Genomic DNA, 25606 nt, shown 5'->3' on the forward strand with positions numbered 1-25606 from the left:
TAAAGAAATAGTCAGATCTCAATCACATTACCCGCTTAAAGTGACTGATAAATACCAATGACTTAGTTAGCCTTACAGGTGGGATCTAATTCCACACATTAAATGCGGTTAATGAGATTTATTCTTATTCGCTAAGCGCTTAATGATGAATAAAACTATTGCAGGGAAATATCATGATGAAACGGTTCAATTTCAATACCGCAACAAAAGCGATGTTGGGTGCCGGTTTACTTTCACTTCTTCTCACTGGTTGCGGTGGCAGTGATGGTAAAGATGGTGAAGACGGTAAACCAGGCGTTGTTGGTGTTAATATCGACTCAACCTCAACGTTAAAAGCGAAATTCACAAATGCCACTGTTGATGCTGGCAAAGTCACCGTTGATTTTACATTGGAAAATGCCAATGGTGTGGCCGTACTCGGCTTAACGAAAGATCACGATTTACGATTTGGTATTGCTCAGCTCACCCATGTGACTGAAGCAACGGATGATCCAGCTAAACCAGCGGATCGCGGCTATCAATGGCAAGCCTATATCAATGCCAAAAAAGAGCCTGGCACAGTCCCATCAGGTGTCGATAACCTTAATCCATCAGCCCAGTTCCAAGCCAACGTTGAAGCGGCAAATAAATGCGACACTTGCTTAGTTGACCACGGTGACGGTAGCTATAGCTACACCTATCAGGCCAATATTGCCAATGTAACTGAGCCACTCACAGTTACTTACAGTGCCGACGCGACTCAACGCGCCACAATGGAGCTTGATTTACCACAGGTTGTGGCCAACGCCCATTTCGATTGGCAACCCTCTACAGGCAAAACTGAAGGCATTCAAACCCGCAATGTGGTTTCTATTCAAGCCTGTTACACCTGTCACCAACCAGAAAGCTTAGAGCTGCATGGTGGTCGTCGTATCGATCTTGAAAACTGTGCCTCTTGCCATACTGCAACTTCTGGTGACCCAGAATCAGGCAATAGCATTGAATTCACTTACATGATCCACGCTATCCACAAAGGTGGTGAGCGTCATACCTTCGATGAGACAGGCGCAGAAGTTCCAGCACCTTACAAGATTGTTGGTTACGGTGGTTCATTACACGACTACGGCAAAGTAGGCTTCCCATTGAAACCTGCCGCGGACTGTTCTGCATGTCACGTTGAAGGTGCGGGCGCGCCTGCGAATGCAGACCTCTTCAAAGCCGATTTAAGCAATCAAGCTTGTATTGCTTGTCACACCGAAAAACCATCTTCTCACCACAGCAGCACAGATTGTACGTCTTGCCACAATGCTACTGAGCCTTACGGCGGTACTGGCAGTGCAGCTAAACGCCATGGTGATGTACTGAAAGCCTATTCTGATACTCAAGCAATGGGCATCAAGTTCAGCAATGTGGGTGTGAATGATACAGGTAAGATTACCTTTGATGTTCAAGTGGTTGATAAAGATGGCAACGCTATCGATAAAGCACTTGTAAACCAAGGCTCACGCGTTGTAGTTGCATGGGATTCTGATAAAGATTACCCAAGCTATGCTGACGCCTCTTACAGCAACCGTCGTATCGCACTGAGCGAAGGCACTTACAACGAAGCGACCAAAACCTATACATTAACTGGCACTAAATTCAGCCTGCCAGCGGATGCTAACGGTAAAACCTTTGAACTCTGGTCTACATTAGAAGTGTGTTTCAACAGCGGTGGTTACGGTGTTGCCGAAGTCGTTCCAACCGATTGTAGTGTGGCGAACGTGCGCAAAGTGCCCGTGAAAGAAGCCCCTTACCACTTCGTTTGGAAAGACACAGGTGTAAATAGCGCTGCAACCGCTAAAACACGTCGTGAAATCATCGACCCAACTAAGTGTCAAGGCTGTCACAATCAGGAAATCCACCACTATGACAACGGCGTAAACTGCCAAACTTGTCATACATCGGATAAGACCTTGAAGAATGATGCAGCCTATCCAGGCGGCAAGATCCCAACCAGCTTTGCTTGGAAAGCCCACGAACGTGAAGGCCATTACCTCAAGTATGCGGGCGTTCAATCAGGTACTGTACTCAAGACCGATTGCTCAACCTGTCACACTGATAAAGGTATCACCCTAGGACGTGCTCCTGAGCGTGTATGGCGCTATGGCGACATCACCAATAGTGGCGCGGATATTTGGGTATCTTCAGATGCGGGTGCATGTTTAAGCTGTCACCAGAAGTATCTGTCTGATGCGACTAAGTCTCACATTGAAGCTAACGGCGGTATCTTAAATGGTACCAGTGCTGCGGATGTTCAAACCCGTGCGTCTGAAAGCTGTGCAACTTGCCATACTCCAACTCAGTTACGCGAAGCACACGGTAACTAAATAAACCACCTCTTTAGCGATTAAAGAGACTGGACAAAAAGAGAGAGGTAACCCCTCTCTCTTTTTTATTTTCCACCTCACAATCCGCCGTTTTTTTGATCTAAATTTGTTTTTCCCCTGTGGTTTAACTACCTCTTTAGAAATAGAAAGATCCAAGTCACACATTAGCAAAGGCCTTGAAGATTTTAGGGGCATGTTAGGTTAGCCTTTCCTTGGGGAATTCTATTTCCAGCATCCACTTAAGTCGCCTTCGAGACCAAAGCACAGACAAAGAATCTGTCGGGCGAAGAAGATAAGCGCTTAAGTAATGCCAAACCTATGCAGGGAAAAAAATGATGAACGCACAAAAATCAAAAATCGCACTGCTGCTCGCAGCAAGTGCCGTCACTATGGCCTTAACTGGCTGTGGTGGAAGTGATGGTAACGATGGTAAACCCGGTGAACCCGGTGGCGAGCCAGCTCCAGCCATTCAAAAACTCAATTTTACCTTTAACAAATCAGTAGTGACTAACGGTGTCCCAAGTGTGGAATTCACTGTCACTAACGAAGACGATTTGCCAGTAGTGGGCCTGCAAAAAATGCGCTTTGCTGCTGCTCAGCTGATTCCACAGGGTGCAACAGGTGCAGGTAATGCCTCTCAATGGCAATACTTTGGTGATGAGACCTGCGATGTGGCATCAACCTGTCCTGGTACCTTCGTGGATATGAAGAACGGCCACTACAGCTACACCTTCAACATGAATCTCACTGCCAACGCTAAGATCACCTATAACGACCAACTGGCTCAACGTGTTCTGATCCGCGCTTACAACACGCCATTACCAGACGGCACACAAGTCCCTAACAGCAACGCTTATGTTGATTTTACCGCTGACACTGGTGCAACACCGGGTTACAGCCGTAAAGTCGTCGCCACTGAAAGCTGTAATGCTTGTCACCAAGACTTAGCCAATGTGAAACACGGCGGTGCTTACTCAGATGTTAACTACTGCGCAACTTGCCATACTTCTGGCAAAGTGGGTGTAGGTAAAGAATTTAACGTGTTAGTCCACGCTAAACATAAAGACCTCACCTTAGGTTCGTTAGAAAGCTGCCAAAGCTGTCACGTTGAAACCGAAGCCGCGCCTGATTGGGGCAACTGGTCACGTATCCCAACTGCCGCTACCTGTGGCAGCTGCCATACAGCCGTTGATTTTGCCGCAGGCAAAGGCCACTCTCAGCAGTTAGATAACTCTAACTGTATCGCTTGTCACAACAGCAATTGGACTGCCGAGTTACACACTGGTAAAACCGCTGAGAAGAAAGCGGTTATGGCTCAGTTAGGTATGTCTGCCACACTCGCGGGTCAAGAAGACAATACTGCGGTATTAACCGTATCTATCTTAGATAAAGACGGTAATGCCATCGATGCAGCAAGCGTACAAGATAAGATCAAACGTTTAGAAACAATCACTAACGTCGGTCCTAACTTCCCGATCATGGGCTACAACAAGAGCCCAGGTAGCGGTGCTGCTAAGGTAGCCAAAGACCTCGTTAAAGATGGTGCACTGCAAGATGGTGTGACCTTAGTTGACGGTAAACTGGTATTCACCACCCCTGCACTGCCATTTGGTGCTGGCGATACTGATACCGCCTTTACCTTTATCGGTCTGGAAATGTGTAACACTGGCACCACGCTGACGGCTTGTACTGCAGATAGCACAACCACCAGCATGAAAGCTGACTTAGTCTTCGGTACTAAATCAGGCAATGCACCCAGCATGCGCCATGTGAACTCAGTGAACTTCAGCACTTGTCAAAACTGTCACAGTGATACCTTCGAGCTACACAAAGGTCACCACTCAGGCTTTGTGATGACTGAACAAGTTTCACATGCCAAAGACGCAAGCGGTAAACCAATCGTAGGTGTGGATGCCTGTGTGGCCTGTCATACCCCAGATGGTACCTATGCAAGCGGTGCAAACAAAGGTGGTTTCGAAATGAAACTGCACGTGGTTCACGGTGAGCAAGGCGTTATCAAAGAATGTACTCAGTGCCACAACGACTTCAACTTAGACGCATTCAAAGTGAAGGGTGCACTGGCCACTTCTGCTGGTAAATACACCACGCCAATCACAGCAACTTGTACTTCATGCCACGCGCCAGAATCTATTGGCCACGGCTTAGAAAATATGGGCGCGATTGTGAACGGTGATTATATTCAAGCCAACCAAGCGGCACAGTCAGAAACCTGTTTCTACTGCCATACCCCAACAGTTGCAGATCACACTCAAGTGAAAATGTAATTTGCCCAAGCAGGGGGAGTTCGCTCCCCCTTTCTTGAATTTTGTTGGGACAAATTGGGAAGCCTATTATGAAGAACATCCACAAAATGAAAAACCTACTGCCGGCATTGATGATGTCTGCGGTCATGGCATTTGCCATCGCACCGAGCGCTCACGCCTCCAAGTGGGATGAAAAAATGACGCCTGAGCAAGTCGAAGCGACCTTAGATAAGAAGTTTGCCGAAGGTAACTACTCACCCAAAGGCGCCGACTCTTGCTTGATGTGCCATAAAAAATCTGAAAAAGTCATGGACCTTTTCAAAGGTGTCCACGGCGCCATTGACTCCACTAAGAGCCCAATGGCTGGCCTACAATGTGAGGCTTGCCACGGACCTATGGGTCAACACAACAAGGGCGGCAACGAGCCGATGATCACTTTTGGTAAGCAATCGACCTTAAGTGCCGACAAGCAAAACAGCGTATGTATGAGCTGTCACCAAGACGATAAGCGTATGTCTTGGAATGGCGGTCACCATGACAACGCCGATGTTGCTTGTGCCTCGTGCCACCAAGTACACGTCGCGAAAGACCCTGTGTTATCTAAAAACACTGAGATGGACGTCTGTACAAGCTGCCACACTAAGCAAAAAGCGGATATGAACAAACGCTCAAGTCACCCACTCAAATGGGCACAAATGACCTGTAGCGACTGTCACAATCCCCATGGGAGCATGACAGATTCTGATCTGAACAAGCCAAGCATTAACGAAACTTGTTATTCCTGTCACGCCGAGAAGCGCGGCCCAAAACTCTGGGAGCATGCACCCGTCACTGAGAGTTGTGTTACTTGCCACAATCCTCACGGTAGTGTGAATGATGCCATGCTGAAAACCCGTGCACCGCAGTTATGTCAGCAATGTCACGCCAGCGATGGCCATGCCAGCAATGCCTACTTAGGTAACACTGGTTTAGGTTCAAATGTCGGTGACAATGCCTTTACGGGTGGAAGAAGCTGCTTAAATTGCCATAGTCAGGTCCATGGTTCTAACCATCCATCTGGCAAGCTATTACAGCGCTAAGGAGACGAGAAGATGAAATTCAAACTCAATTTGATCACTCTAGCGTTATTAGCCAACACAGGTTTCGCCGTAGCTGCCGATGGTTATGGTCTCGCCAATGCCAATACCGACAAAGTGAAACTCTCAGCGTGGAGCTGTAAAGGCTGCGTGGTTGAAACCGGTGTATCTGGCACTGTCGGTGTCGGCGTCGGTTACAATGGCGAAGAGGATATTCGCTCTGCCAATGCCTTTGGTTCTAAAAACGAAGTCGCGGGCAAGTTCGATGCAGACCTTGCCTACCGTGGTGAAAAAGGTTACCGCGCCAGTGTTGAAGCCTATCAATTGGGCATGGATGGCGGACGTTTAGATGTGAATGCGGGCAAACAAGGCCAGTACAATATCAATCTAAACTACCGTCAAATTGCCACCTACGATAGCAATAGCGCCCTCTCGCCCTATTCTGGTATCGGCGGCAACAACCTGACCTTGCCCGATAACTGGGTTACCGCAGGTTCGAGCAGCCAAATGCCACTATTGATGGACAGCCTCAACAGCCTCGAGTTATCACTGAAACGTGAACGTGCAGGCCTTGGGTTCGAATATCAGGGTGAATCGCTGTGGAGCACCTATGTGAACTACATGCGTGAAGAAAAAACCGGGTTAAAACAAACCTCTGGTAGCTTCTTCAACCAATCTATGATGTTGGCAGAACCCGTGGATTACACCACTGACACCATAGAAGCGGGCGTGAAACTCAAAGGCGATCGTTGGTTCACTGCGCTCAGTTACAATGGTTCAATTTTCAAAAATGAATACAACCAGCTGAACTTTGACAGTGCCTTCAACCCCACTTTTGGTGCGCAAACCTCTGGTGCCATTGCACTCGATCCCGATAACCAGTCACACACAGTGTCGCTGATGGGTCAGTATAACGACGGCAGTAACTCACTGTCTGGCCGTATTTTAACCGGACAAATGAGCCAAGATCAGTCACTGGTGACCTCGGGCTACGGTTATCAACTGCCAACGGATGCTGTTGACGCCAAAGTCGATCTGCTGGGCATGAACCTCAAAGTGGTGAGCAAAGTCAGCAACTCGCTTCGCTTGAGTGGTAGTTACGATTATTACGACCGTGACAACAATACCCCAATCGAAGAGTGGACGCAGATCAGCATCAACAATGTCAGCGGTAAGGTGGCCTATAACACCCCTTACGATAACCGCACACAGCGCTTTAAAGTGGCGGCGGATTATCGCATTACCCACGGCATTAAGCTCGATGGTGGTTATGACTTCAAGCGCGACGAACGTGAGTATCAAGACCGTGAAAGCACGGATGAGAACACCGTTTGGGCCCGTTTGCGCGTCAATAGCTTCGACATGTGGGACATGTGGGTAAAAGGCAGTTACGGCAACCGTGACGGCTCACAATACCAAGCGTCTGAATGGACCTCTTCTGAAACCAACAGTCTGTTACGTAAGTACAATCTGGCTGACCGTGACAGAACCCAAATCGAAGCACGCATCACCCATACGCCACTCGACAGCCTGACCATAGACTTCGGTGCCCGTTATGCGCTGGATGATTATACCGATACAGTGATTGGCTTAACTGAGTCAAAAGACACCAGTTATGACGCCAATATCAGCTATATGATCACCGCTGACTTACTGGCAACGGCCTTCTACAACCACCAAACCATTGAGTCAGAACAAGCGGGTAGCAGCAATTACAGCACCCCAACCTGGACAGGCTTTATTGAAGACAAAGTGGATGTGGTGGGCGCAGGCATCAGCTACAACAATCTGCTGGAGAATAAGTTACGCCTAGGTCTGGATTACACTTACTCAGACTCCGACAGTAACACTCAAGTCAGACAAGGTATCACCGGCGACTATGGCGACTATTTCGCCAAAGTCCATAACATTAACTTATATGCTCAATATCAAGCGACTGAGAAACTCGCGCTACGCTTCGATTACAAAATTGAAAACTATAAGGACAATGACGCCGCCAACGATATCGCCGTTGATGGTATTTGGAACGTCGTAGGCTTTGGCAGCAACAGCCATGACTACACCGCACAAATGCTGATGCTGAGCATGAGTTACAAGCTCTAATCTGCGTTTATTGATAGTCAAAAGCCCGCACTGCGGGCTTTTTTATTAGTTATGAAAACAAAAACTCACCGCGCTTTACATGCAAGCTCTGGCAATTCCAGAAGCAAAAATCTTGAATAAGATCAGACTCTGAGGCAAAACTTGCGCCGAGGATGCGGTATTCCTTGAGTTTACTGGCACTTTAGCGGATGTTAATTCAGTGAGTTAACTATCAGTGGATCTTAGATGTCGTCCTTTAGTTGTTCTTTTTGGCGTTTATCGCCTCTGCCCGCCTCGATAGGCTTAAGTTTGTTCGCCACCCCAGCTATGGCATTCGATTCTAGCGGTGGCACGGCGAGCTTAGTTATCATCGTCGGACTGGGTGGATTTACCCTGATCAACGCATTGATGCAGGGGTTGTTCTTTTTTGCGGGTCAGTATCGTAATCCCCTCTTTGCTAAACGCCATGTGCTGATCGCACTGATAGCACCACTGCTCGCCTTTGCCTTAACCCTTTATGATCACCGTGCCTGGAGCGACTTTGCACTCAATCTCGGCATGATCATTGTCGGCGTTGGGTTGATTTTATTACCATTACAATTACGCCAACTTAACCAGCCCAGCAACCGACATGCGAACTGGCTGCTGAGTCTTGGTGCTTTATTCATGTTAGGCATCAGTTATCTACTGCCACCCTGCGCCCTGTTTGCCATTATCTTGGGCCATATTGCTTTAGCCTCTAATGCCAATGCCCCCACTAAAGCCTTGGGCAGCAAGTTATTGAGTTATTTTGTATTAGTAGCGTCCTATGCGCTCTTTGGCTATTGGCTCTACCATCTATTGAGCAAATTTGGGGCTTGATGATGACAGATATGTCGCGCCCAGCTAGCGAACCAAATAGCTCAGCCGAGCTAAGTGAACTGCTCAAACAAATTCGCGCTTGCCAACTATGTCAGGCCGAATTGCCCCTGCCAGCGAAGCCCATTTTGCAAGCCAGTAGCCAAGCACGGATCTTAATTGCTGGCCAAGCCCCCGGCGTAAAAACCCACCATAAGGGCATCCCCTTCGACGATGCGAGTGGCGAGCGTCTGCGCGCTTGGCTTAATGTCAGTCGGGAACAATTTTATGACCCCGCACTATTTGCCATAGTGCCGATGGGATTTTGTTTTCCGGGAACCATTGAACGCAATGGTAAAAAGCAGGGTGATAAGCCACCACGCCCTGAATGCGCCGCAACTTGGCATGCGAAGTTATTGTCCTTGATGCCACAGATAGAGTTAGTGCTCGTCCTTGGTCAATATGCCATTGATTACCATCTACCGCGCACACGTGTCATAGATACCACAGACGAAGCGTTAAACTCCCAAACGATAGCGGTATCGAACCCACAAGCGAACAAGAAGATCACAGTGACCCAAGCCATTGAGCAATGGTCGTTATATTGGCCAAGGCTGATGGTCATGCCCCACCCTAGCCCGCGCAACAATCTTTGGCTAAAACAGCATCCCGAGTTTGAGCGCGAACAGCTCCCAACACTTCAAGCAAGAATCGCAGACCTGCTGGCGAGCACTCCCGAACCGAAATAAAACCTGCTCAAATCCCAATAAAAAGCCCCATTAAGGGGCTTCGAAATTAGAGCTTGAAAACTGGAGTTTAGAAACGGTTTTAGGCTTACGGCTTAATTGTCATCAAATCGCTGCACTCATAACAAGATTACTGACAGCTAACCCCTACCGCTAAAAATGCCGCAGCCACATCCGCCACCGGATAACCAGAACCTTTGGCACTCGCCGCCTGCTGAACCCCACAGGCCGCTTTGTTAAAGGTCGAGGTCGGTGTCCAATAAAGTTGGTTCGCTAAAACAAACACATCGAACGCCTTGCGGGTATCCCAACCACTCTTGGTCGCTAGCGTGTAAAAGGCTTTGTTAAACACCCCAGAGGAGTAATGCACATCCATGGAACTAGTGTAGTTGGCGGCATTGTCGATTGAGCGGCCATCCTTAGGCGGATTATCCATATAACGCAGTGCGCCATTACCTTTGACTATGTCGTAGCCCACTTTCCAGTCGTTACTGCCACGCATGTAGAACTCTGCTGCTTCACCGGCAATATCCGAAAACGCCTCATTGATACCGCCGGACTGGCCACTGTAATTTAAGCCTGAGTTTTGCTCGGTAAAACCGTGGCTCACTTCATGGGCGGAAACATCCAAACTCACGAGTGGATAGAAGTAACTGGCACCGTCACCGAAGGACATGGCAGAACCATCCCAGAAGGCATTTTCATAGTTACGGCCATAATGCACCCGCATCTCTAACTGAAAGGTTAACGGCGCAGTGTTGTACCAATCCTTATACATATTAAAAATAACGCCACCGAAATAGTGGGCATCATTTAAAGGCGAATAAGCACCATTGACCGTCTGATAGGTGTTCTCCGGGCAAGTAAAGGTGAACACCGAGCCACGGCGGGTCGAGTTCGCCATGTTCACGGTTTTCACATTGGCATTGGTCATAGTGCATGTACCATTAGACTCACTCACCTTAAGAAAACCGTAATCACTGCCGTAGTAGTAACCGCTGATTTTGGCATTGCCGCCAGGGCCCGTTGCATCAAAGGGAGTGCTACTGCCACCTGAACCGCCTCCACCACTACCGGGTTTACCCGCGTTATTCTTGGCAGTCATGATTTCATTCCAATGCTCAAGCACCTCGCCGGTTTGCGCATCGACAAAGCCCGTTGGCCGAGACAGTGCATCGGTTTGGTCGCTTAAGTAGGACACCCGATACACTAATCTCGGGGTATCGTCCTGCATCAGGATCACTAGCTCAACATCCTTTTTCCCTGTTGCCGCCGAACCTGGATATAACCGATTCAAAGCCGCAATCGCCTGTCCTTGAGAAATCCCTGCCTCTACCGAAAAATCATCCGCAATTTGTGCCACATCCCCAATCGCACTCTGCTCGCTATCATCGTTACTCACCACCAGATGATGTCCATATACGAGTACGCCATTAAAATATTGCAACGCTTTTGTTTTGGTTTGACCTTTATTAAGCGTTACCGTTTTGACCGCTTTAAAGCTGTGTTGTTGGCTTAACCCAGCCGCTGCCGAGAGGGATTGCCCGTGATTCACTTTGATTTCGACTGCTTGCGCCTGAAGACTCGCCGCAATACAGACCGCCACTGCTGAAGGTAAGAGATAAACTTTCATCGCGATATCCTTTGCCATAGGTCACAGAGGAACCAATGACACTTAAGGGAACAAAATTTGGCTACAATCTGCACCCTTCTCATTTGTTAAAACAAAGTTAACGAGAGTTAGGTTCAATTCTCAGTATAGAAGATTAAAAAACACCTGCCCTTTTCTCTTATTTGCCATTACCCTAACCAGATTGCCGCTTGCGCCAGTCCCTTTCTCAATCGTTTGAAAACTAAGGTGAGTTATGTACGTTTTGGATCAACACATCGCCAAACAAATTGTGAGTCGCACCATGAAAATCATTGGGCACAATATCAATGTGATGAATGGTCAGGGCGTGATCTTAGGTTCGGGCGATCCCAAACGTATTGGCTCGACCCACGAGGGCGCGCTGCTCGCCATTGCCCAAAACCGCAATGTGGAACTGAGTGAAGAAGTGGCCTCAGGCTTACATGGCGTCAAACCCGGCATCAACTTACCCTTACATTATCAAGGGCAAATTATTGGGGTGATTGGTATTACTGGCGATCCGGCCGAGTTAACCCACTACGGCGAGCTGCTCAAAATGACCGCCGAGATGATTGTCGAACAAGCCAACCAGCAGGATCAGCAGCAGTGGGAAAATCGCCAGCGTGAGGAATTTATTCTGCAGTTGATTAAGGCGCAAACCGATGACGATGAGCAATTGCATCGCTGGGCCAAACAGCTTGATATCGATATCAGTTTGCCGCGAGTGGCCGCCATTATTGAAGTCAGTGAAAAGCAATCCGCGCCACCCCAGCAAAAATCCGCTGCGTTTTCTTCATTAATCCAGAGCGAGCAAAGCGCAGACGAGCGTAACCCCAGAGTCAGCGAAATCCTCAAACAAGTGCTGCATTTGCTGCAAAACCCCGATCGCGGCAACTTGATTGCCATGACCTCCATGTCGCAACTGGTGATTTTAAAACCGGCGTTTCTGGATGGTAAACAATGGGATCCCGAGCTTGAAAACCAGCGTATCGATAAACTGCTGCAGCGGTTACCGGCGCAGATGGATTTACATTTTAAAATCGCCCTTGGGCATTTTTTCCCTGAAAAAGGCGGCATTGCCCGCTCCTACCAAACCGCGCAGGAAACCTTAAGCTTAGGCAAACAGCTTAACCCCGAGGGCACTAAATACCTGTTTGAGGACTACTCCTTGCAAGTGCTGTTATCGGGACTCAAGCATGATTGGCGTGGTCAGGCGCTGGCCAGCCCCTACCAACAGCTAGCCAAGGCCGATAAAAATGGCCAGCTACGTAAGACTTTAGCCGCCTATATCACTCACTTTGGTGATGCGCAGCAATGTGCTAATGCATTGTTTATTCATCGAAATACCCTAAGATATCGGTTAGATAAAATTCAGCAACTCACCAAGAGTGACATCCATTCCCTCCACGGACTGTTAAGTCTTTATCTTGGACAGTTGATAGATACCTCAAATTACCGACTCGAGTAGAGCCCCATATCACCGCTAGAGTAAAACTCAACATCAGCAAGTTTTAACTCAATGAATAAATTGAAATGAGCGAGCAATTATCACTCACTCAAACGCAGACTTAATCCAGCAGGCGTTGCGTAATTTTGCTGTCCGCTGATCAGATATTCACAAAATAAGTGAAAGATAATTTCGCCTCGTCCTTTCCTATAAATGCACAAGACACCCATACGGTTAAATTGCTTAAGGAAGGAAACCCCATGCAGCCATATCATGCCAAACTCAGCTCACTCGCCACCGCTTGCCTAATGGTCGGCTCAGTGTTTGTCGCCCCACTTGCCAGCGCGGCGGAGCGTACCATTCCCGAATTAGTGGATGCAGTGAACGGCACGCCAGATGCAGCGAGTCGCGAGGCGGGTAAAAAAGTGAAACTGCGTAATCATACAAAAGGATTTTGTACCTCGGGCTACTTTGCCCCCAATCCCCAATTGCACGATTCACTCAACATTCCCTTTTTTAATCAAAATCCCATTAAAGTGACCGCCCGTTTTTCCCTCGGCGGCACCAATCCTAAGCTGTCCGATAAGACTCCAGGGCGCTTTATGTCATTGAAAATCGATGGGGAGCGGGAGAACCTCAACTTTGTTACCACCAATGTGCCAGTCTTCTTTGCCAGTAACCTTGAGGATTTTTACCTGTTCCAAACTAAAACCAAGCAAGGCGCCGAAGGTAAGCAATGGCTTATCGATAATAAGCCCGACGCCAAAGCCTTTTTCGACTATCTAAAACAATTGCCACCGAGCCCGAGCTTTGCCAATAGCCAGTACTTTGGAGTGAACAGCTTTCTGTTTACCGATAAGCAAAATAACAGCATTGCGGGTAAATGGATTTTTGAACCCGTAGCGGGCACACAAGCACTCACTCCACAAGCATTGGCACAGCTCGATGATGACTTTCTCAAGCCTGAGTTACTCAAGCGAATTCAGTCTCAACCCGCCAAGTGGGATCTGTATATTCAGTTAGCGGAACAAGGCGATGATATCAATAACCCGACTGTGCTCTGGCCCGAAAACCGCCAGCGCATTCTCGTCGGCCAAGTAGTGATTGATGGTAAGCGCGACAGCGATCATCAAGTACAACAATGTGATAGAAGCATCTTTAACCCTCTGCTCCTACCCAAAGGCATAGCAGCGTCGGATGACCCAATTCTCAATGCCCGCACCGCGGCATATGTCGAGTCCTTTATCCGTCGTCAATAAGCACGGTTCGTGGCTAGCGGTTCGCGTTAGCAAAACAATATTCTCAGCATTACATTCGAATTCACGGCCATTATTTTGTGCGCACGCACAAAATAATGGCCAATTCCGCCCGTAATTCCGTCGATTTACCCAAAGCTATTCAGTTTACAGTGTTCAATAATAGGCTGATCTTAAAGCAACCTTTATTTGACTTGGGGTTAAATAAAGACTGCGCCCTACAAAAACAGCCAAAACCACTTAAGAACTTCAGCCAAGACTGAACGGGACAACCTATGAACTTAGTGCTCATCCTCATCGGCGTGATTGCATTTATTGTTATCGCGACCTCAAAATTTAAGCTCCATCCATTTTTAACCTTAATTCTGGCCGCCTTTATCGCTGCCTTCGCCTATGGTTTACCGAGTGGCGATATTGCCAAAACCATCACCACAGGCTTTGGTAATATCCTCGGCTATATCGGTCTGGTAATCGTGTTAGGGACTATTATCGGTATCATCCTCGAAAAGAGCGGCGCTGCCATTACCATGGCGGACGTGGTGATCAAAGTCTTGGGTAAACGCTTCCCCACACTCACTATGTCCATCATCGGTTATTTAGTGTCGATTCCGGTGTTTTGTGACTCGGGTTTCGTGATCTTAAACTCGCTTAAACAATCCATGGCCAACCGCATGAAGGTCTCGAGCGTGTCCATGAGTGTGGCATTAGCCACAGGCCTGTATGCCACTCACACCTTCGTGCCGCCCACGCCAGGCCCTATCGCCGCGGCGGGTAACTTAGGGTTAGAGTCCAACTTGGGCCTAGTGATTGGTGTCGGTTTGTTGGTTGCTGCCGTTGCCGCGCTCGCGGGGATGTTCTGGGCGAACCGTTTTGCCAGTGTTGAACCCGATGGCGAAGGTGCGGAAGAACTCAAAGCTCAAGCTGCTGATTTTGAAGCCTTAAAACAAAGCTATGGCACACTCCCTAGCCCATTAAAGGCATTTGCACCGATTTTTGTGCCTATCCTATTAATTTGCTTAGGCTCTATCGCCAACTTCCCGTCTGCACCACTGGGCAAAGAGGGTCTATTCAGCCTGTTAGTCTTCCTTGGTCAACCCGTTAACGCCCTGCTTATTGGTCTGTTCCTGTCACTGCTGTTACTGAAAAGCGATAACAAGATCGCCGAGTTTAGCGAACGCATTAGCCAAGGCCTCGTTGCCGCAGCACCGATTATTTTGATCACTGGTGCCGGTGGTGCCTTCGGCGCTGTCTTAAAAGCCACACCAATTGGCGACTACCTAGGTAGCTCACTGTCGGCACTCGGGGTGGGTATCTTTATGCCCTTTATCGTCGCCGCCGCACTGAAATCGGCGCAAGGTTCATCCACCGTCGCCCTAGTGGCAACCTCGGCTCTAGTCGCGCCAATGCTCGGCGATATTGGTCTTGGCAGTGATATGGGCCGCGTGTTAACCGTAATGGCCATTGGTGCCGGCGCCATGACAGTCTCCCACGCCAACGACAGTTTCTTCTGGGTAGTGACTCAATTTAGCCGCATGAGCGTTAAACAAGCCTATAAAGCACAAACCATGGCGACCCTTATCCAAGGCGTCACCGCAATGCTGACCGTGTATGTACTAAGCTTAGTGCTGCTCTAAGCAGCACTTTTCTCATCCTTGGGCGCACCCCTGCGCCCAAAAAGCTGTAGGATTTTGAATGAAGATAGTTATCGCCCCCGATTCCTTTAAAGAAAGCTTAAGTGCACTCGATGTGGCTAATGCGATCGAACAAGGCTTAACACAAGTGATCCCAGACTGTGAGATTGTCAAAATCCCCGTCGCCGATGGCGGCGAAGGCACGGTGCAATCTATGGTCGATGCCACTGGCGGCAGCATTGTCAATTTAGAGGTCATGGGGCCACTCGGCCATAAAGTCAAAGCCCATTACGGTATTTTAGGCCAGCAAGCCCAAGGCACGATTGCGGTGATTGAAATGGCCTCTGCCTCGGGTTTACACCATGTACCAAGGGATCAACGTAACCCGCTACTCACCACCAGTTATGGTACGGGCGAGCTGATTTGTGATGCGCTCAATCGCGGGATAAAACACATTATTTTAGGCTTAGGCGGTAGTGCGACCAATGATGGTGGCGCAGGTATGGCCCAAGCGCTGGATATTTTGCTGCTGGATAAACAAGGTAAAACCTTAAGTGCGGGTGGCGCGGCGCTGTCTCAGCTTGCCAGTATCGATATGAGCCACGCTCATCCGCTACTGAAAGAATGTACCTTTGAAGTGGCCTGCGATGTCGATAATCCGCTGTGCGGCGAGCGTGGTGCTTCGGCCATATTTGGACCGCAAAAAGGCGCAACGCCAGAGATGGTGAGCATTTTAGACGCCGCACTGAGTCACTATGCCGATGTGATCGCCCAAAGTGGTGTCACCGATCACCGCAACCAAGCTGGCGCGGGCGCAGCAGGCGGAATGGGACTTGGCGTGATGGCCTTTTTAGGCGCCGAGCTTAAACCCGGTGTTGAGATTGTGATGCAAACGGTGGGACTGGCTGACAAAATTCGCGGCGCGGATCTTGTCATCACCGGCGAAGGCCGAATCGATGGCCAAACCATCTTTGGCAAAACCCCAATGGGCGTATTAAAACAAGCGCAGCTGCAAAATATTCCGACTATCGGGATTGCGGGTTGCCTTGGCGACAATGCCAATGCCGTGCTTGAGCAAGGTATGGCGGCGATTTTCCCCATCATTCCACACTTAAGTCCACTGGACGATGTGCTGGCGAATGCCAAAGCGAATCTGACCAATACCGCCCGTAATATTGGCGCGGTCTTGATGCTGGGCAAGCGCTAACTTTACCTTAGTGTTGTGATAGCTAACGACATACACCCAAGGCGCTATTCATAGCGCCTTTGTTTATTCTGTAACCCAAGCACAGACTTAAGCGGTGTTTTAGTGCTTGATGCCTAAAAGGCCTTGCAGTAAAGTGAGCTCCCTTTTTGGTAATCCGTAAACGGGTTTAAGCGCCATGTATTTGGTTATACTCTTAATCACCTTTGCGGTTTCACTATAAGAATTAATAGACGGCAAGCCCCATGACCCAAAAACTCCCTCGCCAAGCCATCGCATCCGAAGACAGTTTGATGCGAATTTTCACTGTGCCCGAAGATGCGGAATCCACCTTAAGCATTATCGAGCAGAAGCTTTCCGAGGACTTAGCCGGCTTTTTGGGTGACAGCATTGCCGCGCTGGAAAAGCCGCTCTCCGAAATCGAAACCGATTTTCAAGCCTTTGAAATTCCAAGCCAGCCACGTTTTGTCTCCGACTATACCGACGAAATCATGCAAAATCTGGTGGCACATTCGGTGCATACGGCGGCGCCCAGTTTTATCGGCCATATGACCTCGGCACTGCCCTATTTCGTGTTACCACTGTCGAAGATGATGGTGGGGCTGAATCAAAACTTGGTCAAAATTGAAACCTCCAAAGCCTTTACGCCGCTTGAGCGTCAAGTGCTCGGCATGATGCACCATTTGATTTACGCTCAAGATGATGATTTTTATCGTAATTGGATGCACAGTGCCAACCATTCCCTCGGCGCATTTTGTTCCGGCGGCACAGTGGCTAACATCACCGCCCTGTGGATTGCCCGCAACCAATTACTCAAGGCCGATGGCGACTTTAAAGGCGTGACCCGCGAAGGCTTAATCAAGGCGCTGCGCCACTATGGCTTCGATGATTTAGCAATTCTGGTCTCCGAGCGCGGCCACTACTCCTTAGGTAAGGCCGTCGATCTACTCGGTATCGGTCGCGACAATATCATCAGCATCCCAACCGATGGCAATAACAAAGTCGATGTAGCCAAAATGCGCGAAGTCGCCGCGGAACTAGCGAATAAACGCATTAAAGTCATGGCGATTGTTGGTGTGGCTGGCACAACCGAGACGGGCAATATCGACCCACTGCGCGAACTTGCCGCCTTAGCAAGTGAGCTAAACTGCCACTTCCATGTGGATGCGGCTTGGGGCGGCGCAAGCTTATTATCGAATAAATACCGTCACTTGCTCGATGGTATTGAACTCGCAGACTCAGTGACCATCGATGCTCATAAGCAAATGTATGTCCCCATGGGCGCGGGTATGGTGCTGTTTAAAAATCCTGAGTTTGCCCATGCCATTGCCCACCACGCCGAATATATTTTGCGCCGAGGCTCTAAGGATTTAGGCAGCCAAACGCTCGAAGGCTCACGCCCCGGCATGGCCATGTTAGTACATGCCTGCTTGCAGATTATCGGCCGCGATGGTTACGAAATCCTGATCAACAACAGCCTTGAAAAAGCCCGTTATTTTGCCGAGCAAATCGACGCACACCCTGACTTTGAGCTGGTCACCGCGCCAGAGCTGTGCCTGCTCACCTATCGTTATGTGCCCTCGCAGGTGCAGGCCACTATGCAAGTAGCGATTGAACAAGACGATAAGGTGAAACTCGCGCGCTTTAATGAGCTGCTCGATGGTCTAACCCAATTTATTCAAAAACACCAACGCGAACAGGGCAAATCCTTCGTCTCCCGAACCCGCATTCAACCCGCGCGTTACTTTAGACAACCCACAGTGGTGTTTCGCGTGGTATTAGCCAACCCTTTGACTAGCCATGAGATCCTAAATCAAGTGCTTATTGAGCAAGGTGAAATTGCCGCATTAGATAAAGAGTTCTTACCTGCGCTATTAGCTATGACCAATGAATAGCGAGTGATTTAGCGTAAGCTTTAAATCGCATTCAAATACAGAATGTTAATCAAAAACAGCCGCAAATATTGCGGCTGTTTTTGTTTGCAGGCTAAATTGGCAGAAAGCTTGGTGAGATAACAAATATAAAGCACTTCTGTTCAGTCGTAGATACGCCGAATTCCATTGCTTCCGTGACACGCCGTGAAGCCATCCATGGCGGCTCTGCGATGATATCCATATCATCGAAGGTCACGTCCGCAATCGAATTCGCCTTAGCAAATCTCGGTGTAATCTGCGGCAACGTTTTAATATGCTTGAATCTTTTGGGATTAACAGTTAACTCCGACGTAACAGAATACACTTCCCCTCGGAGTTGCCGCAGGGCATTTGCGTTCGTTGCGTGAGCGAGGCATGGATGCCGAGATAGCGTCAGTCGAATCAGGGACGAGCGTCTGACGCTATAGCATAAGGACACTTAATGCCCAAGGGGCTTTCAACTCCGTTGGAGGCGGCAAGGGAGATCCAAGAGGGAATTGCTGTTGCTCCCCTCTTGGTCGGGTGTGGGGTGAAGCCCCACGACTTTGACTTTGCTTTTAAATAATTTAACGAAGAAAGATTCCACAACTGTTTAACAAAACACCCATTGTTAAATTCTTGGCATGTCCAAATTGTAAGTAACAGACTATCTGCCGTACCAAAGGCTTAACGGCATTAGGCTGTAGAGTGATGCCCCACGACCTTGTTTTGTTTTTTACACCACGACAGAGTAATCTAGCCAAAATCAACAATGGGGTGTTCTATGGACAGAAAATCATTATTGCTAGTTACACTTATCCTGCCTTTTTCGGCCAATGCCGCCGTATACCAATGTGCCGATGGAAAATATCAGGCCGATCCCTGTGATGAAAATAGCCAACCCGTAGATCTCAGCGGCGTCGGTAGCGTCGTTAAAGGCCCTGATATTGCCCATGCAAACGCTGTTACTCACTCGGATAAAAAACAAGAAATTAGCGATTTTATTGATAAACAACGTATTAGCCGTGAAATCACTAAACTAGAAAACGACCGTAAACTCATTATAGACCAAAGGGATAAACGTATTGTCGAGCTAAGAAACGATAGAAGTTACGCCAATAACAATCTTGCCGGTGCGACTTAGGAGCAAAGCTTGGCACAAGAAATGTCGGCGGTGGCGCAGCAAGCTGATACACAGGTTGCGTCTATCGATAGGCAAATAGAACAATTACGACTCAAGTTAAAGTAGATAAAGTGCAGCTACTCAAGCTTTCCCATGCCAAATAGATAAGAACCAATGACTTTAACGCGACACCCATTGTTAAATTCTCTGCGAAGCCGCATTAGAAGGGGCTAGAGGCTAGATACCTCCAGCTACCCGATTATATGAATTATTCACTGTACCGACGGATAACAGATACTTTGCCATTTTCAAGTTCCAGTACATCCAGAGCAATTTTGCTGAAGCTGAATTCAGAACCATCTGGTCGCTTACCTTTAGCAGAGAACTTCTGCTTGATAGAAACAACATTGAAACCATACTGATAGTCGATGAGTTCCGATTTGTACTCTGTGTTAACGCCAAGGTAGTAGCTCATACCTTTACGCAGCATAGCTTTTCCATTTGGCTCACGCGAATCATCGGGTGCATTGGGGAAATGCTGATATCCGACGTCATCTGTAAGAAAGGACAAATAGTGTTCAAGATCTTCCTTTGTGGCATGCGGTTGCTGAGTCATCACCTCAGCTTGGTAATAAGCTTTAACGAATGCATCATAGTTAAAATCATCAGCTAAAATACGGGTACTTAAGAAAGTTAAAGTTAAACTTACCAAGCAAATTAATAGTTTCTGCATGAAATCTCCATTTTCAAAAATTCACATTATAAATAAATCTAGCCTTTGTAGATCAACAACATAATGCTCTTTAGATTTGCCTGCAACAGAAAAAACAGGACACCCATTGTTAAATTCTTAGAATGTCCTAATTGTAAGTAACAGACTATCAGCCGTACCAAAGGCTTAATGGGATTGGGGTATGGGGTGAAACCCCATGACCTCGCTGTTGGTTTTTACACCACGACAGAGTAATCTAGCCAAAATCAACAATGGGGTGTTCTATGGACAGAAAATCATTATTGCTAGTGACACTTATCCTGCCTTTTTCGGCCAATGCCACCGTATACCAATGTGCCGATGGAAAATATCAGGCCGATCCCTGTGATGAAAATAGCCAACCCATAGATCTCAGCGGCGTCGGTAGCGTAGTTAAAGGCCCTAATATTGCCCATGCAAACGCAGTTACTCACTCGGATAAAAAACAAGAAATTAGCGATTTTATTGATAAACAACGTATTAGCCGTGAAATCACTAAACTAGAAAACGACCGTAAACTCATTATCGACCAAAGGGATAAACGTATTGTCGAGCTAAGAAACGATAGAAGTTACGCCAATAACAATCTTGCCGGTGCGACTTGGGAGCAAAGCTTGGCGCAAGAAATGTCGGCTGTGGCGCAGCAAGCAGATACACAGGTTGCGTCTATCGATAGGCAGATAGAACAATTACGACTCAAGTTAAAGTAGAACAAATACAAAATAACCAATGCAAAGGAGTTGCGATGAAATACTATTTATCGATGTTGCTCACCCTCTGTTGTCTGCTGAGTCCATCCGCAAACGCGAGCCAAACCTGTGGTGCTGAGTGCCAATTACCGCAAATTCATGCCTACTTTAAAGCATTAGATAAGGTCAGCCAATCGGGTTCTAGCGAACAAGATGTCGATGATTTTCTGGGATTACTGCATCCCAATGTGAATTATATCCACCTCGAATATGGCGCTAATTTTGATAGGGCGAGTTGGCGCAGTGCCTTTATCCGCAATATTGCTCGGGGCGCCTATCAACAACCAAAGGAGCAGCGGATATTAAATTACATTGTGGGTAAAAACCATGTCGCCGTCGAATATGCCCACGGCAGCATTCAACCCAATGGACAATGGCAGCAAGAGCAGCCTCTGCTCGTCTTATTTGGCTTTACCGATGGCAAAATCTCCCAGGTAAAAGAGCTGTGGTAAGGCTTATTCGATAAAAGGGTAAACCGATACAGGCTTAACTATTGAGTTGAAAAGTATCGATTAAACCATTGAATAAAGGTGTTAATACACCTCACAAGACAAGGACTGGCAATGTACTTTATTGCGGCTTTTGGCCTATTGATGCTGTTCTTTAGCCTTGTGATGGTCGTCAGGCCTACGGTTTTCGCTAACGGTATCATTGCATTTAGCGAGCGGCCCTACTTCCATATTGTTGAGGTGGTTAGCCGAATTATTGCGGGTGTGATTTTTATCCAATATTGCGCCGATACCCGATTTCCACAGATCATTCTTGCGATAGGCATTGTCTTACTCTGTGTGGGAATAGGCTTGGCATGTACGCCACCGAGTAAGCATCGTAAATTTGCCCTATGGTCAGCCCAAGCGTTTAAGAATCAATTTCGCTTAATCGGTGTTGTATCCGTCCCGCTCTCTTTGCTACTGATTTATGCTGCTGGCGTTGTCTAAAACCCAGTGACAATCCATACAGAATTCCACGACTTTAGCGCCGAGTGTAAAAGCGCAAGATTCGGGTCGAGTTGCATCCCCTAACCCTTCACTATGTCTCTATCGGCGCATATTGGCCGAGGCAATCAATGGAGACATATCTATGGCAGTGTTACAGGGAAAGGTCGCAATCATTACTGGGGCAAGTTCGGGGATTGGCTATGCCACCGCAAAACTTTTTGCCCGTGAAGGCGCAAAACTGGTACTGGGGGCGCGCCGCGGCGCCATATTGGCCTCATTGGTGGATGAGATCATCACTCAAGGCGGTGAAGCGGTTTATCTGGCGGGCGATGTGACTGATGAGGTGTATGCCAGTGACTTAGTGGCGCTTGCCGTCGAGCAGTATGGTGGATTGGATATCGCCTTTAACAATGCCGGCATTAATGGCGAGTTAGGTGTGGATTCGGATGCGCTTAGCCGTGCCGAATGGGAAAACACCCTAACAACCAACCTTACCAGTGCATTTTTAGCGGCAAAATATCAATTACCACAAATGCTTAAACGTGGCGCAGGGTCGATTATTTTTACATCTTCCTTTGTTGGCTATACCATAGGCTTTCCGCAAACGGCGGCCTATGCGGCGAGTAAAGCGGGGATGATTGGCTTAACCCAATCCTTGGCCGTTGAATACGGCGCGCGCGGCATTAGGGTCAATGCGCTATTGCCTGGCGGTACAGATACCCCAATGGGGCGGGAGTTTGCTAATACCCCGGAGGCCATGGCCTTTGTGAAGAACCTCCATGCCCTCAAGCGCCTCGCAGATCCCGCGGAAATTGCCCAATCGGCGCTATATCTCGCCTCCGATGCGGCCAGTTTTACCACAGGGATAGCCTTATTGGTCGATGGTGGTGTGTCCATCTGTAAAACCTAGGGAATGGATAACGATGACCCAAGATTACGAGCGAATTGCGCGTGCCATTGACTTTATTCGTCAGCATGTGGGTCATCAACCCTCACTGGCCGAGATTGCGGCGCACGTCCATTTAAGTGAATTCCATTTCCAGCGGCTCTTTAGTCGCTGGGCGGGGATCACTCCCAAGCGTTATTTGCAGGCCTTAACCCTAGAGCGGGCAAAACAGTTATTGCAGCAGCCGTCCCACTCGACCTTGAGTGCCAGTTATGAGTTAGGCCTGAGCAGTGGCTCGCGCTTATACGATCATTTTGTGCAACTCGAGGCGGTCACCCCCTTCGAATATCGCCAGCAAGGTTTAGGGATCAGCATTGCCTATGGCTATCATCCTACGCCCTTCGGGTTGGCCTTTATCGCCCAAACGGCACGGGGCATTTGCCAGTTTGATTTTGTCGATATGCAGCAAATTCAATCGCCATTAGAACGTTTAAAGCAGAGCTGGAGTCAGGCCACCATTTATGAGGACACGGCGCAAACGGCAAGCTTAATCGATAACCTTTTTAGCCAGTACTTTGCGGGCTCGAGTGCCGCAGCGCTGAATTTAACAGCGCCTAATACTCAGGCTATTCACCAAGGCGAGCCAGCCCCGTTATCACTCTGGGTAAAAGGCACCAATTTTCAGCTTAATGTGTGGCGCGCCCTGCTGAATTTACCTAGGGGAAAGGTTGCCTCCTACGGAGATATTGCCAAGGCCATTGGCAAGCCTAAGGCCTCACGTGCCGTCGGTACGGCGATTGGCGCTAATCCGGTGGCATTACTTATCCCCTGCCATCGAGTGTTACGTCAAAGTGGTGAACTTGGCGGCTATCGCTGGGGTGAAACCCGCAAACATGCCATATTGGCAAGGGAAGCAGCCTATTGTGAGTAAAAAGATCCACCAGCAGGTTTAACTGAGCTTTTCTGTTATTAACTGTGCGCGACTCTTAACGGCGCGCTATTACCCAATTCTTAGCCATTGCATAATCAGGGAGGCAAACATGCCGACGCATTCCCCATCTCAACTGGGACCTAACCCGAATGACAAATCCCCCTTAAAAGGATTCCCTCAGGTGGGGTTTCTGAAGAACTTTATTAGCCGTGACAACATTATTATCGGCGATTACACCTATTACGACGACCCAGCGGGGCCAGAGCGTTTCGAGTCAAACGTGCTTTATCACTTTGACTTTATTGGCGATAAACTGATTATCGGTAAATTTTGTGCCATTGCTAGGGACGTTAAATTCATTATGAATGGCGCCAATCACCAGGTATCGGGCTTTTCCACTTATCCCTTTTATATCTTCGGCAATGGTTGGGAAAAGGCGGCGCCAGCCCCCAAAGATTTACCCTTTAAGGGCGACACCCGCATAGGCCATGATGTGTGGATAGGTTATAACGCCACCATTATGCCCGGCGTCAACGTCGGCCACGGCGCCATTATTGCCAGCCAAGCCGTGGTCACTAAGGATGTGCCACCCTATGCGATTGTCGGCGGCAACCCCGCGACTGTGATTAAGTTGCGATTCGAGCCCGAGGTAATAGATAAGTTACTCGCCATTGCGTGGTGGGACTGGCCGATTGAGAAAATCAGCGAGCATTTACCTGCCATTGTGGGCGCAGATCTTAGCCTGTTAGACCACTTGGCCGATGAGATTCACTCGCGGCCCTAAGCGTTTGCATCAGAAGACAGCGCCCAAAACTTCCCCAAAAACACGGCAAAGCGCAATTTTGTACAAAAGTGTCGAGGCGTTCTGGGTTACTATCTGGCAAAACAAGCGTTAAACGCCTTGATCTTGATAAACGCACTCGCCCATTCATCCAGTCGATAAAGGAGGCCGAATGAACACTGAACATGCGGCCTACCACATCGCCAATGAGCTTGGGGGTCTTGAGCTACTTAATGCCCACTACCATAAGCAAAATTTTAGTCGCCACACCCACGAAGGTTACACGGTTGGCGTAATTGAAACGGGCGCCCAGCGTTTTTATCGTACTGGTGGCAACCATGTGGCGCCAAAGCACAGCATTATTCTTGTCAATGCCGACGAAGTGCATAATGGCTGTAGCGCCACCGAGGACGGCTGGTCCTATCGTGCTATGTATCCCGTCCCTGCTCAATTTGCCAATATGACTCAGGAGTTCACTTCAAGTCGCGGCGCGCCCTATTTCCCGCAACCCGTAGTGCAGGATCCCGAGCTTGCCGAATTGCTGCGCCTCACCTTTAGCACCTTAGATACCTCGGACAATCGCCTACTGCGCGAAAGTCTAGTCTATTCGAGCCTGACGCAACTTATGGCGCGCCATGGCCGTAATTATCCCAGTGAACACTTGGGTGCAAATGCTAAGCCCGCATTAGCCTTGGTGAAATCTTTTATTGACGATCATCCCGCAGCCGATATCTCCCTCGAAGAGTTGGCAACACTCGCGGGATTAAGCCCCTATTATTTGCTCAGACAATTCCAACGTTGTTATGGTCTGCCGCCCCACGCCTATCAAACTCAGGCCAGAGTCAGACTTGCAAAACAAAAAATAGGCCAAGGTATTAAGCTGCTGGATGTTGCCATGGAGTGTGGCTTTCATGATCAAAGCCATTTAAACCGCCATTTTAAAAAGACTGTCGGGCTCACCCCGGGGCAATTTGCCAAGGGGATTGGCCGCAATATTATCCAAGCTTAAACCCTGATTTTACGTTAGCCTTAAC

20 protein-coding genes and 1 pseudogene are annotated in these 25606 nt (G+C 48.4%); 19 read left to right on the plus strand and 2 right to left on the minus strand.

Annotated elements, in window-relative coordinates:
* The first annotated feature begins 173 nt into the window (after positions 1 to 173).
* The 6 genes from K0H59_RS13530 to K0H59_RS13555 all read left to right on the plus strand — a co-directional run bounded on the left by K0H59_RS13530 (position 174) and on the right by K0H59_RS13555 (position 9356).
* Entirely contained in the window at positions 174 to 2348 is a 2175-nt protein-coding gene (locus K0H59_RS13530) for an OmcA/MtrC family decaheme c-type cytochrome (RefSeq protein ID WP_220053399.1), read from the plus strand.
* 332 nt (positions 2349 to 2680) lie between these two features.
* The gene (locus K0H59_RS13535; RefSeq protein ID WP_220053400.1) at positions 2681 to 4633 is read left to right on the plus strand and encodes a multiheme c-type cytochrome; all 1953 of its coding nucleotides are present in this window, start codon (positions 2681 to 2683) and stop codon (positions 4631 to 4633) included.
* Positions 4634 to 4701: 68 nt separating this feature from the next.
* On the plus strand, positions 4702 to 5691 hold the full coding sequence (locus tag K0H59_RS13540) for a DmsE family decaheme c-type cytochrome (protein ID WP_220053401.1): 990 nt from the start codon (positions 4702 to 4704) through the stop codon (positions 5689 to 5691).
* Positions 5692 to 5703: 12 nt separating this feature from the next.
* The gene (locus K0H59_RS13545; RefSeq protein ID WP_088210728.1) at positions 5704 to 7791 is read left to right on the plus strand and encodes an MtrB/PioB family decaheme-associated outer membrane protein; all 2088 of its coding nucleotides are present in this window, start codon (positions 5704 to 5706) and stop codon (positions 7789 to 7791) included.
* Between the two features lie 225 nt (positions 7792 to 8016).
* Entirely contained in the window at positions 8017 to 8631 is a 615-nt protein-coding gene (locus K0H59_RS13550; RefSeq protein ID WP_220053402.1) for a hypothetical protein, read from the plus strand.
* Positions 8631 to 9356 carry a uracil-DNA glycosylase family protein gene (locus K0H59_RS13555; protein ID WP_220053403.1) on the plus strand — a complete coding sequence of 242 codons (726 nt, stop codon included), beginning with the start codon at positions 8631 to 8633 and terminating at the stop codon, positions 9354 to 9356. Before K0H59_RS13550 ends, K0H59_RS13555 begins: the two co-directional genes overlap by 1 nt.
* Before the next feature lie 127 nt (positions 9357 to 9483).
* Here the strand turns inward: K0H59_RS13555 and K0H59_RS13560 are convergent, their stop codons facing one another.
* The gene (locus tag K0H59_RS13560; RefSeq protein WP_220053404.1) at positions 9484 to 10986 is read right to left on the minus strand and encodes a M4 family metallopeptidase; all 1503 of its coding nucleotides are present in this window, start codon (positions 10984 to 10986) and stop codon (positions 9484 to 9486) included.
* Between the two features lie 232 nt (positions 10987 to 11218).
* Between K0H59_RS13560 and K0H59_RS13565 the strand changes: the two genes are divergently transcribed.
* The 6 genes and pseudogenes from K0H59_RS13565 (at position 11219) to K0H59_RS13590 (ending at position 19662) form a co-directional block, all read left to right on the plus strand.
* Complete coding sequence (locus tag K0H59_RS13565) at positions 11219 to 12451, plus strand: sugar diacid recognition domain-containing protein (protein ID WP_220053405.1); 1233 nt, start codon at positions 11219 to 11221, stop codon at positions 12449 to 12451.
* A gap of 239 nt (positions 12452 to 12690) precedes the next feature.
* Positions 12691 to 13689 (plus strand): catalase family peroxidase, encoded by a 999-nt coding sequence (locus K0H59_RS13570; RefSeq protein WP_220053406.1) that lies wholly within the window; start codon positions 12691 to 12693, stop codon positions 13687 to 13689.
* Positions 13690 to 13961: 272 nt separating this feature from the next.
* Positions 13962 to 15320 carry a GntP family permease gene (locus K0H59_RS13575; protein WP_220053407.1) on the plus strand — a complete coding sequence of 453 codons (1359 nt, stop codon included), beginning with the start codon at positions 13962 to 13964 and terminating at the stop codon, positions 15318 to 15320.
* Between the two features lie 58 nt (positions 15321 to 15378).
* A complete protein-coding gene (locus K0H59_RS13580; RefSeq protein WP_220053408.1) occupies positions 15379 to 16524 on the plus strand; it encodes a glycerate kinase in 1146 nt (381 codons plus the stop codon).
* A gap of 242 nt (positions 16525 to 16766) precedes the next feature.
* Positions 16767 to 18416: a pyridoxal-dependent aspartate 1-decarboxylase PanP gene (panP, locus tag K0H59_RS13585; RefSeq protein WP_220053409.1), complete on the plus strand. Its 1650-nt coding sequence runs from the start codon at positions 16767 to 16769 to the stop codon at positions 18414 to 18416.
* A 781-nt stretch (positions 18417 to 19197) separates the two neighbouring features.
* Positions 19198 to 19662, plus strand: a pseudogene (locus K0H59_RS13590) (hypothetical protein).
* A 142-nt stretch (positions 19663 to 19804) separates the two neighbouring features.
* On the opposite strand, the gene K0H59_RS13595 reads toward K0H59_RS13590, so the two are convergent.
* Positions 19805 to 20269, minus strand: coding sequence for a nuclear transport factor 2 family protein (locus K0H59_RS13595; protein ID WP_220053410.1), 465 nt, complete (start codon positions 20267 to 20269; stop codon positions 19805 to 19807).
* 263 nt (positions 20270 to 20532) lie between these two features.
* On the opposite strand from K0H59_RS13595, the gene K0H59_RS13600 reads away from it, so the two are divergent.
* The 7 genes from K0H59_RS13600 to K0H59_RS13630 all read left to right on the plus strand — a co-directional run bounded on the left by K0H59_RS13600 (position 20533) and on the right by K0H59_RS13630 (position 25581).
* Positions 20533 to 20997 (plus strand): hypothetical protein, encoded by a 465-nt coding sequence (locus K0H59_RS13600; RefSeq protein ID WP_220053411.1) that lies wholly within the window; start codon positions 20533 to 20535, stop codon positions 20995 to 20997.
* 35 nt (positions 20998 to 21032) lie between these two features.
* Positions 21033 to 21488: a nuclear transport factor 2 family protein gene (locus K0H59_RS13605; RefSeq protein WP_220053412.1), complete on the plus strand. Its 456-nt coding sequence runs from the start codon at positions 21033 to 21035 to the stop codon at positions 21486 to 21488.
* Between the two features lie 111 nt (positions 21489 to 21599).
* Positions 21600 to 21974: a hypothetical protein gene (locus tag K0H59_RS13610; protein ID WP_220053413.1), complete on the plus strand. Its 375-nt coding sequence runs from the start codon at positions 21600 to 21602 to the stop codon at positions 21972 to 21974.
* A gap of 142 nt (positions 21975 to 22116) precedes the next feature.
* On the plus strand, positions 22117 to 22884 hold the full coding sequence (locus K0H59_RS13615; protein ID WP_047537685.1) for an SDR family oxidoreductase: 768 nt from the start codon (positions 22117 to 22119) through the stop codon (positions 22882 to 22884).
* 13 nt (positions 22885 to 22897) lie between these two features.
* Positions 22898 to 23791, plus strand: coding sequence for a bifunctional transcriptional activator/DNA repair enzyme AdaA (locus tag K0H59_RS13620; protein WP_220053414.1), 894 nt, complete (start codon positions 22898 to 22900; stop codon positions 23789 to 23791).
* A gap of 109 nt (positions 23792 to 23900) precedes the next feature.
* Complete coding sequence (locus K0H59_RS13625) at positions 23901 to 24575, plus strand: Vat family streptogramin A O-acetyltransferase (RefSeq protein WP_220053415.1); 675 nt, start codon at positions 23901 to 23903, stop codon at positions 24573 to 24575.
* Between the two features lie 169 nt (positions 24576 to 24744).
* Positions 24745 to 25581 (plus strand): AraC family transcriptional regulator, encoded by an 837-nt coding sequence (locus tag K0H59_RS13630; protein WP_220053416.1) that lies wholly within the window; start codon positions 24745 to 24747, stop codon positions 25579 to 25581.
* The last annotated feature ends 25 nt before the right edge of the window (positions 25582 to 25606 follow it).

The organism is Shewanella sp. FJAT-51649, from assembly GCF_019457435.1.
Classification (GTDB): Bacteria; Pseudomonadota; Gammaproteobacteria; order Enterobacterales; family Shewanellaceae; genus Shewanella; species Shewanella mangrovisoli.